At 71.4% G+C, this 13,217-nt stretch carries 8 protein-coding genes and 1 pseudogene; 4 read left to right on the plus strand and 5 right to left on the minus strand.

Translation table 11 applies throughout. From position 1 onward, the window contains the following. Positions 1-18: 18 nt before the first annotated feature. The 4 genes and pseudogenes from NUT86_RS04550 to sbnA all read left to right on the plus strand — a co-directional run. Positions 19-2,784 (plus strand): annotated as a pseudogene (locus tag NUT86_RS04550) (non-ribosomal peptide synthetase); the annotation flags it as partial. 336 nt (positions 2,785-3,120) lie between these two features. Continuing rightward, positions 3,121-4,125: a TauD/TfdA family dioxygenase gene (locus NUT86_RS04555; protein ID WP_274740374.1), complete on the plus strand. Its 1,005-nt coding sequence runs from the start codon at positions 3,121-3,123 to the stop codon at positions 4,123-4,125. Further along, on the plus strand, positions 4,122-5,192 hold the full coding sequence (gene sbnB / locus NUT86_RS04560) for a 2,3-diaminopropionate biosynthesis protein SbnB (RefSeq protein ID WP_159491076.1): 1,071 nt from the start codon (positions 4,122-4,124) through the stop codon (positions 5,190-5,192). The genes NUT86_RS04555 and sbnB overlap by 4 nt, the downstream gene beginning before the upstream one ends. A 222-nt stretch (positions 5,193-5,414) precedes the next feature. Beyond that, positions 5,415-6,452 (plus strand): 2,3-diaminopropionate biosynthesis protein SbnA, encoded by a 1,038-nt coding sequence (gene sbnA / locus NUT86_RS04565; RefSeq protein ID WP_148590315.1) that lies wholly within the window; start codon positions 5,415-5,417, stop codon positions 6,450-6,452. 112 nt (positions 6,453-6,564) lie between these two features. Here sbnA and NUT86_RS04570 read toward each other — a convergent pair whose 3' ends face one another. The 5 genes from NUT86_RS04570 to NUT86_RS04590 all read right to left on the minus strand — a co-directional run bounded on the left by NUT86_RS04570 (position 6,565) and on the right by NUT86_RS04590 (position 13,210). Beyond that, positions 6,565-7,110 (minus strand): hypothetical protein, encoded by a 546-nt coding sequence (locus NUT86_RS04570; protein ID WP_274733557.1) that lies wholly within the window; start codon positions 7,108-7,110, stop codon positions 6,565-6,567. A gap of 74 nt (positions 7,111-7,184) precedes the next feature. Continuing rightward, a complete protein-coding gene (locus NUT86_RS04575; RefSeq protein WP_274733559.1) occupies positions 7,185-8,357 on the minus strand; it encodes an aromatic ring-hydroxylating oxygenase subunit alpha in 1,173 nt (390 codons plus the stop codon). Positions 8,358-8,368: 11 nt separating this feature from the next. Beyond that, the gene (gene solA, locus NUT86_RS04580; protein ID WP_127149435.1) at positions 8,369-9,529 is read right to left on the minus strand and encodes an N-methyl-L-tryptophan oxidase; all 1,161 of its coding nucleotides are present in this window, start codon (positions 9,527-9,529) and stop codon (positions 8,369-8,371) included. Positions 9,530-9,613: 84 nt separating this feature from the next. Beyond that, complete coding sequence (locus tag NUT86_RS04585) at positions 9,614-12,073, minus strand: GcvT family protein (RefSeq protein WP_274733564.1); 2,460 nt, start codon at positions 12,071-12,073, stop codon at positions 9,614-9,616. Positions 12,074-12,124: 51 nt separating this feature from the next. Continuing rightward, a complete protein-coding gene (locus NUT86_RS04590) occupies positions 12,125-13,210 on the minus strand; it encodes an S-(hydroxymethyl)mycothiol dehydrogenase (protein WP_262037757.1) in 1,086 nt (361 codons plus the stop codon). Positions 13,211-13,217: the final 7 nt, after the last annotated feature.

The raw sequence follows: 13,217 nt of genomic DNA on the forward strand, positions 1-13,217 counted from the left end.
AGGCCGATGACCACATCCATGACAGCCCACACCGCCCACGGACGCGGTGTGCTGACCGACGGTGCGTTCACCAAGGTCCCGCGATGGACCCGCGTCCCGGTACCGGGCACCGCCGAGCACGAGACGGTCCTCCCCGAGCACCTGCCGGCCGTGCTGCGCCGGCTGGCCGACACCCTGCGGGTGCCGCTGAGTTCGGTGCTGCTGACCGCGCACGCCAAGGTGCTCGCCGTGCTGTCCGGTGACCACGAGGTCGCGACCGGCTACCTCGCCGAGCGGGGCGGCACACCGCTGCCGTGCCGGCTGACGACCGCGGCCGCCTCCTGGCGGGGCCTCCTGCTGGACACCCACCGGGCAGAGGTCGGCCTGCTGGAGCACCGGCGCTTCCCGGCCGACGCATCCGGACCGGAAGCGGGTCCGGACGGGGAATCCCCCGAGACCGTGTTCGACCTGCCCGGCGAGGAAGGCAGTCCGGTCGGCGACACCGTGCTGTGGGTGGCCCTCGCCCGCCACGACGGCCGGGAGGTGCTGCGACTGCGGTACCGGACCGATGTGCTCGACGAGGACTGCGCCGCCAGAATCGGCGGCTACTACGTCACCGCGCTCACTCTGCTCGCCGCCGATCCGGAGGCCGAGCACCGGAGGCAGTCCCTGCTGTCCGCCGAGGAACTCCGGCTGCAGCTCGAAGGACTGGCCGGTCCGGTCCGGCGGCTGCCGGACCGCCGGTTCCACGAGGTGTTCGAGCAGCGGGTGCGGGCGCACCCGGACGCCGTGGCCGCCGTGCACGGGAGCCGGCGGTGGACGTACCGGGAACTCAACGCCCGCGCCAACCGGTTGGCGCACGCCCTGCTGGCCCGCGGGCTGGGCCGCGAGGACGTCGTCGCGGTGGTCACCGAGCGCAACCTGGAGTGGATGGCCGCGGTGATCGCGATCTTCAAGGCCGGCGGGGTGTACCTGCCCGTGGAGCCGCACTTCCCGCCCGGCCGCATCGCGCTGATGCTCTCCCGTGCCGGATGCCGGCAGGTGCTGACCGAACCCGGCAGCAGCGCCGGCCTCGACCGGGCCCTCGCCTCGGTGCCCGGCGGAGTCCAGGCCCTCTTCATCGACGCCGTCTGCGGAGCGAGCCACGCCGACAGTGACCCCGGGGTCCGGGTCGGCCCGGACCAACTGGCCTACATCTACTTCACCTCGGGCTCCACCGGCGAGCCCAAGGGCGCGATGTGCGAGCACCTCGGCATGCTCAACCACCTCTACGCCAAGATCGACGACCTGGCGATCGGCGAGGGGCAGGTGGTCGCCCAGACCGCGCCCCAGTGCTTCGACATCTCCTTGTGGCAGCTGCTCTCGGCGCTGCTGGTCGGTGGCCGGACCCTGCTGGTCGAGCAGGCGGCCGTACTGGACGTGGGGCGCTTCATCGACACGGTGGCCGACGGACGGGCCACGGTGCTCCAGGTGGTCCCGTCGTACCTCGATGTCGTCCTGTCCTCGCTCGCGCAGCGGCCTCGCGAACTGCCCGACCTGCGGTGCGTGTCGGTGACCGGCGAGGCGCTGAAGAAGGAGCTGGTCCAACGCTGGTTCACGGCCCGGCCCGGGATCCGGCTGGTCAATGCCTACGGTCTGACCGAGACCTCGGACGACACCAATCACGAGGTCATGGACCGGGTGCCGGACAGCGAGCGGATCCCGCTCGGACGCCCCGTCAGCAATGTGCGGGTGTACGTCGTGGACGAGCACCTGGCGCCGGTGCCGCTCGGCGCTCCCGGAGAGATCGTCTTCTCCGGGGTCTGCGTCGGGCGCGGGTACATCAACGATCCCGAGCGCACCCGCCAGTCCTTCCTGCCGGACCCGCACCACCCCGGGCGGCGGCTCTTCCGGGCGGGCGACCACGGCCGCTGGCTTCCGGAGGGAAAGCTGGAGTTCCTCGGCCGCAGGGACAGCCAGGTCAAGATCCGTGGGTTCCGTATCGAGATGGGCGAGATCGAGAACGCCCTGCTCCGGGTGCCCGGGGTCGGTGACGGCACGGTGGTGGTCACCCAGCGGGCGGGACAGGGCAAACGCCTGGTGGCGTTCTACTCCGGCCGGCAGTCGCTGGAGGCCGATGTCCTCCGGGGCCGGCTGGGCGAGCTGCTGCCGGAGTACATGGTCCCGTCGGTCTTCCTCTGGCGGGAGAGTCTTCCGCTGACGGCCAACGGCAAGATCGACAAGAAGGCGCTGGAGGCACTCGCCGGCGGACTCGACGCTGTCGAGGACACCTATCACGCACCCCGTACCCCGACGGAACGGCGGCTGGCCGCGGCATGGTCCGAGGTGCTCGGCATCCCGCAGGACCGGATCAGCCGGCAGGACAACTTCTTCGACTGCGGCGGCACTTCGCTGGCGGCCGTGGAACTCGCGGTCTCCCTGGACCGGATGATCTCCGTCAAGGACGTCACCCGCCACCCGGTCCTCGCCGCGCTCGCCCGGCAGGTCGACGGCGGGTCCGGGCGACGCCCCGGAATACTGCGTCCCCTGTCGGAACCGGGTGACGCCCAGGCAGGTTCCCTGGTGTGTTTCCCCTGTGTCCGGGGGAACACCGGCGAGTTCCAGGCGCTGGCCGAGGCACTGCGGCGCAGCGGCCCCGCGCTCTACGCCGTCGCCCTGCCCGTGTCCGGCACGGCCGCGGCGGAGGAGCCGTGCGTGCCGGTCGCCCAGGTGGCCGAGCAGATCGCCGAGCAGGTGGCCGACGAGATCATCGGCCTCGGTCTGACCGGGCTGCGGCTGTGGGGCCAGTCGTCGGGAACGGCCTTCGCCGTGGCGACGGCCAAGCGGCTGGAGCAGCGCGGGGTGGAGGTCCGGCGCGTCTTCCTCGGCGCGCAGCTGCTCGGTGACGCGGTGGACACCACACCGGCGGTGCGGCTGTCCGCGCCGGTCACCGTGGTCGTCGCCGCCGACGATCCGCACACGGCGGAGTTCCCCCGGCGCTATCTCGACTGGCGGCAACTGGCCGAGTGCGTGGACCTCCACGAGCTGCCGGACGGCGGCCACTTCTTCCTGCAGACCCGCGCGAACGACGCCGCACAGGCCGTGCTGTGCGACATCGCCCGGCCGGCTTCGTCCCGTGCCGCTCCTGAGAGGAGAACCGCCATGGTGTCGTCACTCCCGATCTCCCTGCCCGAACTGGAACGGGAACCCGGCAAGCCTCCGCTGCTGCGGGCCGGGGCCGCCGACAGCGCGGCGCACTGGGCGGCCGAGCGGCGGGACGCGCTGCGCGCCGTCGTCGCCGAGCACGGTGCGGTCCTGGTCCGCGGCCTGGGGATGAGCGACCCGGCACAGGTCGGCGCCGTCCTTCAGGGCCTGGATGTCGCTCCGCTGTCCGAGCGGGAGGCCTTTGCCGCCCGGCAGACCTACTCCGAGGGCGTCCACTCCTCGTCGAAGTGGCCACCGAGCCAGCCCATGTGCATGCATCACGAGCTGAGTTACACCCTGGAGTTCCCCGGGCTGATGCTGTTCGCCTGCCTGAGCGCCCCCACCTCCGGCGGGACCACCGCGGTGGCCGACTCGGCGGCCGTGCTGGACGCGTTGCCCCCGGCCCTGACCGAGCGGTTCGAGCGGGAGGGCTGGCTGCTGACCCGCAGCTACCACCCCGAGATCGGGGCCACCCTGGACCAGGCGTTCGGCACCGAGGACCGGGACGCCGTGGAGCGCTACTGCCGCGCCCACGCCATCGAGTTCACCTGGCAGCCCGACGGCGGTCTGCGCACCCGACAACGCCGCAGTGCCGTGGTGCGCCATCCGGTCAGCGGCCGCCGCTGCTGGTTCAACCAGATCGCGTTCCTCAACGCCTGGACGATGGCTCCCGAAGTGCGGGACTACCTGATCGACGAGTACGGCCCCGACGGGCTGCCGTTCAACACCCACTACGGAAACGGCGACCCCCTCACCGAGGACGTCGTGCAGCTGCTCAACGAGGTCTACGAGGCCCATACCGCCCGCCGGCCGTGGGAGGCCGGAGACCTTCTGCTCGTCGACAACGTCCGTACCGCGCACAGCAGGGAGCCCTTCGAAGGGCCGAGGGACGTGGTCGTGGCCCTGGCCGACCCGGTGCGCCTGGCCGACTGCTCGCCGACCGTGGAGGTGACTCTCCCATGACCACCGTCCGCCCCACCCCGTCCCGGCCCGCGCCCCCCGAGCCGTCCCCCACACCGTCCTTCGCGGTGATCTCCGGCGCCCAGGTGCACCGGGCTCTCCAGGGACGCGAAAAGGAGCTCGTGGAGGTCATCGAGGCCACCTACCGGCTGCACGGTGCAGGCGAGTCGGTGAACCCGCCCTCGTCCTTCCTGCGCTTCCCCGACCGCCCGTCCTCCCGGATCATCGCGCTGCCCGCCTCCGTCGGCGGGGAGACGCGGGTGGACGGCATGAAGTGGATCTCCAGCTTCCCGCCGAACGTGGCCGCCGGAATCCCCCGGGCCTCGGCCGTACTGATCCTCAACGACTATGACACCGGCTACCCGTTCGCCTGCCTGGAGAGCTCCATCATCAGCGCGACCAGGACCGCCGCGTCAGCGGCGTCGGCAGCCGAGAGGCTCAGCCACGGGCGCCCCCGCCCGACCCGCGTCGGATTCTTCGGAGCGGGCCTGATCGCCCGGTACGTCCACACGTTCCTGGAAGGGACCGGCTGGTCGTTCGACGAGATCGGCGTGCACGACCTGTCCGCCGAGAGCGCGGCCGGCTTCCGCCTGTACCTGGAGCAGTGCCGTACCGCCGGGCGGGTCACCGTGCACCACAGCGCGGAGGAGCTGATCCGCTCCAGCGACCTGGTGGTCTTCGCCACCGTCGCCCCCGCACCGCATGTCCACGAGGTCTCCTGGTTCGGTCACCACCCGGTGGTGGTGCATGTGTCGCTGCGTGACCTCGCCCCGCAGGTCCTGCTGGCGTCGACCAACATCGTCGACGACATCGAGCACTGCCTGAGAGCCGGCACCTCCACCCATCTGACCGAACAGCTCACCGGCAACCGGGAGTTCCTGCACGGCACGCTGGACGAGGTGATGGCCGGCCGGGTCGCGGTGCCGGCGGACCGGACCGCCGTCTTCTCCCCGTTCGGCCTCGGGGTGCTCGATCTCGCGGTCGGCAAGTACGTCTACGACGAGGTGGTCCGCTCCGGCGAACTGCAGGTCGTCGACGGCTTCTTCCATGAACTGCGCCGGTACGGATGAGCAGCCGCGACCTCGGCCGTCCAGGGCAAGGAGGCTTATGCACCACGCACGCCCGGAGAGATCAGCAGCCGGACCGCCGCAGAGCGGCGCACCCCGCCGCGGAGCTGTTACGGCGCCCCGTCCGGCTCGGTCCGACACCCGGCCCCGCCCACAGGAACGAAGCCCGCCGCCATGGTCGGACGAACCTTCCGACGGTGCTCTGCCGCAGATGAGGAGACCATCGTGCCTGTCATATCCGCGCCCTACGCGTTCAACGAGGAGGAGCTCTATGTCGACCTCCGGTCGATCTTCGGGCACTCCCTCTTCCTCAAGTGCGAGGGCTTCAACTTCGCCGGCTCGATCAAGCTGAAGGCCGCGACCGAGATGGTGGAGTCCGCCGAACGGGCCGGAGACCTGGGCCCGGAGACGACCCTGGTCGAGTCCTCGTCCGGGAACCTCGGCGTGGCGCTCAGCATGATCGCGGCGAGCAAGGGCTACCGCTTCCTGTGCGTGACGGACTCCCGCTGCAACCTGGCGACCAGACTGATGATGGAGGCTCTGGGCAGCCAGGTGCACGTGGTCGCCGACCAGGAGTCCAACGGCGGCTTCCTCGGCGCCCGGCTCGCCTACATCCGCAGCCTGTGTGCCTCCGACGAACGGTGTCTGTGGCTCAGTCAGTACACCAACCCGAGCAACTGGCAGGCGCACTACCGCAGGACCGCACCGGCCATCGCCCGCGCCTTCCCGCGGCTGGACCTGCTGTTCGTCGGGGCCGGCACCACCGGCACCCTCATGGGCTGTGCCCGCTATTTCCGGGAGTGGAACCGACCGGTACGGATCATCGCCGTGGACAGTGTCGGCTCGGTGACCTTCGGCGGTACTCCCGGGCACCGGATGATTCCCGGCCTGGGCATGAGCGTCCAGCCGCCGCTGCTCGACGAGTCCTACGTGGACGACGTCGTACAGGTCGAGGAGGCCGACACCATCCGCGCCTGCCACCGGCTGGCCAAACGCGGCTTCGTGTTCGGCGGCTCGACCGGCACCGTGGTCAGCGGCGCGACCGACTGGCTGACCCGGCACGAGGAGCGGGAGCGCACGGCGGTGGCCATCGCCCCGGACCTCGGCGAGCGCTACCTCGACACCGTCTACCACGACAACTGGGTGCAGGACCTGTACGGCGAGGACGTACTCGCTCCCGATCCCCCGCTCGACGCCGACGTCGCCCCGCTCGGCCCCACCCCGCCGGAGCCGCAGCCGCGCCGACGGCGCCACGATGCCTGAGGCCACGATGCCTGGGGCCGCCCCCGCCTCACGGAACCCCCGGGCCGGCCGCCCCGCGTACGGCGGGGAGGCCGGCCGGCGTCAGGCCGTGGGCGGTGGCGCTGTCCCCCTGTCAGTCCTCACCGACGGCTACGACGACCACGGCATGGCCACCGCCGATGCCGACCACGGCCGCGTCAAAGGTGGCCTCGGTGACCGGCATCCAGGAAACGTTGCCGTCCCGGCCCTCCCGATACGCGGCGCAGCCATTGGCACGCCACTGGGCGTCCGGGCCGAGCAACTCTGCCAGCCCGTCCGCCAGGGCGTCGGCCACGGGGCGCATCGGGCCGTCCCCGAGGTCCCAGTAGACGAGGTGGCGAATGAGCGTGGCGGCGAGCCAGGGCGACACCTCGGACGGCGGGATCCGCCTGCGCAGGGCGGACTCCATCTCCTTCGGCCCCCGTGGGCCGCCATGCCGGTGCTTGCACTGTCCACAGTGCGGCGCGAGCAGGCCGGTGGGCGTCAGGACGTCCCAGCACAACTGCCCGTGGTCCCGGCCGTCGTCCGGCCCGAGATGGACGATCCGGTCCGCATACTCCCCCCACTCGGACAGCCACATGCCGAGATCCGCATCCGCCCCCAGGTCGTACGCCGGCGGTTTCTCGAACGACAGGTTCATGGCTTCCTCCCCCTTGTCCGGCGCTCGTGTTCGTGCCGAGCGCCAACGGGCCCGACTGTAACTGAGGCCGCGGCTCAGCCGCCCTTACCCTCCAGGCAGTCCGTGACCCACTGGTGGAAGGCCCCGATGTGGTGCTCGCTGGGGACCAGTACCCCGCCGTCGCGGTAGGCGCGGGAGCTCATGGCCGGCTGGGTGCGCTCGCAGGCGTCGAAGTCCTGGGCGTTGACCCGGTGGAAGAGTTCGACGGACTTGGAGACATCGGCGCCGGAGTCGACGATCTCGGGCAGGTACAGCCAGTCGCATTCGACGACGGTGCGGTCGGGGGCCATCGGGAACATCCGGTGGACGATGACATGGTCCGGGACGAGGTTGACGAAGACCTGCGGACGGACGGTGATCGCGTAGTAGCGGCGGTCCTGGGTGTCCTCGATACCGGGGAGCCGGCCGAAGCCCTCGGTGCCGTCCACGGTGAATCCGGTAGCCTCGTCGGCGAACGCCGCACCGTGCCCGACGTAGTACTGGGCGGCGAAGCCGTCGGCGAACTCCGGGAGCACATCGGTGAGTTCGGGGTGGATGGTGGCGCAGTGGTAGCACTCCATGAAGTTCTCGATGATGAGCTTCCAGTTGGCGCGCACGTCGTAGGTGAGGCGCTTGCCGAGGGCGAGCCCTTCGGTGCGGTAGCGGTCGAGGGAGGCGGCGTCACCCAGCCGCTCGACGGCCGCGCCGATCACGGTGTCCTCGAACGACGGCGGCTCGTCGGCCAGGCACACCCAGGCATAGCCGAGCCACTCACGGAGCGGCACGGTGACCAGACCGCGTTCGGTGCGGTCGAGGTCCGGCATCTTCTGCAGGTTGGGGGCGGCCACCAGGCGGCCGTCGAGGTCGTAGGTCCAGGCGTGGTAGGGGCACTGGAGGTTGCGGCGGACCTCACCGGACTCCTCGGTGCACAGCTGCGCGCCGCGGTGCCGGCAGATGTTGAGGAAGGCGCGCAGCTCACCGGCGCGGTTGCGGGTGATCAGTACGCTCTCCCGGCCGATCCGGACGGTGCGGAAGGCGCCGGGCTTTTCCAAGTCGGCGCCGCGTACCGCGCAGAACCACATCCGCTCGAAGATCTTCTCCTGCTCCTGGCGGAAGATCTCGGCGTCGGTGTAGTGGTGGCCGGCGAGGGTGGCGATCAGGCTCGTGGAGACACCGGTCGCGGGTGTGGTGGGTGCGGTCGCCGTGGACTCGGTGGGCGTGGTCGTCATGGAGGCTCTCCTCAAGCGGCCGCGGCGGCGGGCCGGCGGGGGTCGAACAGCTCGATAGGGTGCGCGGTGGCGCCGGTCAGCGCGAGATCGGCGACGATCTCGCCGACCACCGGGACGAACTTGAAGCCGTGTCCGGAGAAGCCGCAGGCGACGGTCACCGTCTCCGGGTGCGCGGGGTGCCGGGTGATCACGAAGTGTTCATCGGGGGTGTTGGAGTACATGCAGGTGGCGGCCTTGAGGAAGCGGCCGGGGAGGGCGGGGATGCGCGGGGCGAGCTGGTCGGCCATGGCGCGCACCTCGTGGTCGTGCACGGTGCGCTCGATGGTCTCCGGGGTGCAGACGGTGCCCTTGCGGAAGAACGCGACCTTGGCGCCGCCGTCGGGTCCGTCGATCGACGGGAAGCCGTAGATCTGGACGCCCCGGTCGTCCTCCCAGATGTAGATCGGGTGCCGGTCGGGGACGAAGGGCGCGGTGCCGCCGTCCGGGGCGAACCAGTACATGACCTGTCGCTCGATGGTGAACGGCACACCCAGGTCGGTGAGCAGCTGGGGCGCCCAGGCCCCGGGGCAGATCACCAACTGGCCCGCGGTATAGGTGTTTTCGGGGGTGTGGACGCGGACCCCGGCACCGCCGGGCAGCTCCTCCCAGCGGGTGACCGGCTCCTCGAAGTGCAGCTCGGCGCCGTCCTGGCCGGCGAGCTGGAGATGTGCGGCGACGGTGTGCTCCGGCCGGACCAGACCCGCCCGCGCCTCGTACAGCGCGACCTCGTCCGCGGCGGGGGTGAGGGTCGGGAAGCGGCGGCGGATCTCCTCGGGTTCGAGCATCTCGTGCGGGAGGTCCCACTGGCGGGCGGATTCCAGACTGCCGCGGACGGTACGGCTGTCGGGGCGGCCGAGCATCACCCCGCCGCAGAGGGTGGCGATCTCCCGGCCGGTGTCCCGCTCCAGCTTCTCGTAGAGCTCGTAGGAGCGCAGCAGCAGCGGTACGTAGGCGGGGTCCTCGAAGTAGGACTGGCGGGTGATGCGGGAACCGCCGTGGCTGGAGCCGCGGTGGTGCACCGGGCCGAACTTCTCCAGGCCCAGGACCCGGGCGCCCCGGGCGGCGAGGTGGTGGGCGGCGGCGCTGCCCATGCCGCCGAGGCCGAGAACGATGACGTCGTAGGTGGGAGCCATGCGGTTGCTCCTTCTGCGTACGGAGGCGGGCGGATCACCGGTGGACCACGGACGGGCTGCCCTGGTGCGAGGACCAGTCAGGCCCTACCTGCGGATGCGCTCCATCTGCGGGTCGAAGAGGGGCTCTTGGGCGACGGTGGCGGGGATCTTCTCACCGAAGTACTCGATGTGTACGGGGGTGCCGGGGGCCGCCGCGGTGGCCGGCAGCCAGGCGTAGGCGATCCCGCGGCCGAGGGTGTAACCGTAGGCGGCGGAGGTGACATAGCCGGCCGGGGCGCCGTCCACGAAGACCGGTTCCTTGCCGAGGACGACGGCCGCGGGGTCGTCGAGGGTGAGGCAGGTGAGCCTGCGGGAGACGGTCTCCTCGGTCATGCCCTCCAGCGCCGCCCAGCCGAGGAAGTCGCCCTTGGCGGGGCGGACCGCGAAGCCGACCCCGGCCTCGTAGGGGTTGTGCTCGGTGGTCATGTCATGGCCCCAGGAGCGGTACCCCTTCTCCAGGCGGAGGCTGTTGAAGGCGCTGCGCCCGGCGGCGATCACCCCGTGCTCCTGCCCCGCCTCCCAGAGCGTGTCCCACAGCCGCAGCCCCATGTCGGCGGTGGTGTACAGCTCCCAGCCGAGCTCGCCGACGTAGCTGAGGCGCATGGCGGTGACCGGGACATGGCCGAGATAGGTCTGCCGGGCCCGGAAGTAGCCGAAGGCCTGGTGCGAGAAGTCGTCGCGGGTCAGGGGCTGGACCAGGTCGCGGGCGAGCGGGCCCCAGACGCCGATGCAGCAGGTGCCGGAGGTGATGTCACGGACCTGGACTCCCTCGTCGGGGGCGTGCCGCAGCAGCCAGTCGAGGTCGGATCCGCTGTTGGCGCCGATCTGGAAGCGGTCGGGGGCGAGCCGGGCGACGGTGAGGTCGGAGCGGATGCCGCCGGTCTCGTCCAGGAGCAGGGTGTAGGTGACCGCGCCCGGCTTCTTCGCGAGGTTGTTGCTGGTCATGCGCTGGAGGAAGGCGAGGGCGCCGGGGCCGGTGACCTCCAGCCTGCGCAGCGGGGTCATGTCGTAGAGGGCGACCTTCTCGCGGGTGGCCCTGGCTTCGGCGGCGGCGATCGGCGACCAGTAGCGGGCCGACCAGGCGTCGCGCTCGGGGAGCCGGAGCCCTTCGGTGAGCGGGGCGTTGGCCTCGTACCAGTGCGGGCGCTCCCAGCCGCCGCCCTCCAGGAAGTACGCGCCGAGCTCCTGCTGCCGTGGGTAGAAGGGGCTGGTGCGCAGCGGCCGCGGCGCTTCCATGGGCTGCAGCGGATGGATGACGTCATAGACCTCGATGAAGCTCTGGGCGCCGCGGTCGGCGACATAGGCGGGCGAGCGCTGGGCGTCCTCGAAGCGGTAGAGGTCGCACTCATGGATGTCGGTGGCCGGCCGTCCGTCGGTCATCCACTCGGCGACGGCCTTGGCGACGCCCGCGGAGTGGGTGACCCAGACCGCCTCGGCGAGCCAGAATCCGCGCAGTTCACGGGATTCGCCGAGGACCGGCATACCGTCGGGGGTGAAGGAGAAGACCCCGTTGAAGCCCTCGGCCACCTTGGACGAGCCCAGCGCGGGCAGCAGTCCGACGCTGTCCTGCCAGCTCGGCGCGAAGTCGTCCTCGGTGAAGGGCAGGGAGGACGGCATCACGGGAGCGTCGTCGAAGGCGGCGACGGTGAAGGGGTCGACGGGCATCGGACGGTGGGCGTAGGAGCCGATGCCGATCCGGTCGGTGTGTTCGCGGAAGTAGAGGTCGCGATCCTGGAAGCGCAGGATCGGCTTGCTCGCCTCTGTCCGTGGGTCGTTGACACCGGCCAGTTCGGGCAGCGGTTCCGTGGTGGCGTATTGGTGGGCCAGCGGCAGGAGCGGTACGTCCACCCCGGCCATCGCGCCGATCACCGGGCCCCAGAAGCCGGCGGCCGAGACGACATGGTCGGCGGGGAAGGTGCCCCGGTCGGTGGTGACGCCGGTGACCCGGCCGTCCTCCCGCTCGATCCCGGTGACGGTGTGCCGCTCCAGGAAGCGGGCGCCGCGGCTCTCGGCCCGTGCGATCTGGGCGCGGCAGGCGAGCACGGCGCGGGCCAGGCCGTCATCGGGGGTGTGGAAACCGCCGTACAGCGCGGTCTCGTCGAGCATCGGCCACAGCTCCTTGCACTGCTGCGGGGAGAGCAGTTCACCGCGGACGCCCCAGGAGGCGGCGAGTCCGGCCTTGCGGTGCAGATCGGCCCAGCGGGCCTCGGTGGTGGCGATCTCCAGACCGCCGACCGGGTTGAAGCAGGGCAGTCCGTCCACGTCGAGGGAGCGGAACTTCTGGACGGTGTAGGCGGCGAACTCGGTCATGGTCTTGGACGGGCCGGTCTGGAAGACCAGGCCGGGGGCGTGCGAGGTGGAGCCGCCGGGGGCCGGCAGCGGGCCCTGTTCGAGGACGGTGACCTCGGTCCAGCCGCGGGCGGTCAGCTCATCGGCGAGGGAGCAGCCGACGATGCCGGCACCGATGACAACCACACGGGAACTGTGGGCGGGCGTACGGGACATGTCCCTCCTCCTGCTGGTCGGGGTGGTCAACCGAGGGTGGGTGTAACGCCGTTACAGGACCACGACGGAGCGCAGTACCCGGCCGTCGCGCATCTTGTCGAACGCGGACTCCACCTCGTCCAGTGCGATCGTCTCGGTGACGAATCCGCCGAGGTCGAGCCGTCCGCTGAGGTAGCGGTCGATCAGGACGGGGAAATCCCGGCTGGGCAGGCAGTCGCCGTACCAGGAGGACTTCAGGGCGCCGCCGCGCGAGAAGAGGTCGATGAGCGGCAGTTCGATGCGCATGTCCGGGTCGGGGACACCGACCTGGACCAGGGTGCCGGCCAGATCGCGCATGGAGAAGGCCTGCCGGTAGGTCTCGGGGCGGCCCACCGCGTCGATCACCACATCCGCGCCATGGCCGCCGGTCAGTCCCCGGACCGCCTCGATGGGGTCCGTACCACGGGAGTTGACGGTGTGGGTGGCGCCGAAGCGGGTGGCGCCGTCCAGCTTCCGGTCGTCGATGTCGACCGCGATGACCCGGCGCGCGCCGGCGATCGAGGCACCGGCGATCGCCGCGTTGCCGACCCCGCCGCAGCCGATGACGGCGACGGTGTCCCCGCTGCCCACCCCGCCGGTGTGCACGGCCGCTCCGTACCCCGCCATCACCCCGCAGCCGATCAGGCCGGCCGCTTCGGGACGGGCGCTGGGGTCGACCTTGACCGCCTGTCCGGCCGCGACCAGGGTCTTCTCGGCGAAGGCCCCGATGCCGAGCGCGGGGGCGAGCGGGGTCCCGTCCAGCAGGGTCATCGGCTGGCCTGCGTTGCGGGAGTCGAAGCAGTACCAGGGCCGGCCGCGGCGACAGGACCGGCAGCTGCCGCAGGGCGCCCGCCAGGCGAGGACGACGTAGTCGCCCGGGGCGAGATCGGTGACACCGGGGCCGACGGACTCGATGACGCCCGCCGCCTCATGGCCGAGCAGGAAGGGGAATTCCTCGCTGATCGCACCGTCCCGGTAGTGCAGGTCGGTGTGGCAGACCCCGCAGGCCTGCACGGCGACGAGCACTTCTCCCGGGCCGGGGTCCGGCACCACAATCGTCTGCAGCTCGACCGGTGCGCCTCGTTTCGCCGCGACGACGGCATGGACCTCGTGTGGCATGCCCTAC

The sequence above is a fragment of the Streptomyces sp. G7(2002) genome (genome assembly GCF_028870195.1).
In the GTDB taxonomy this organism is placed as follows: Bacteria; Actinomycetota; Actinomycetes; order Streptomycetales; family Streptomycetaceae; genus Streptomyces; species Streptomyces nigrescens.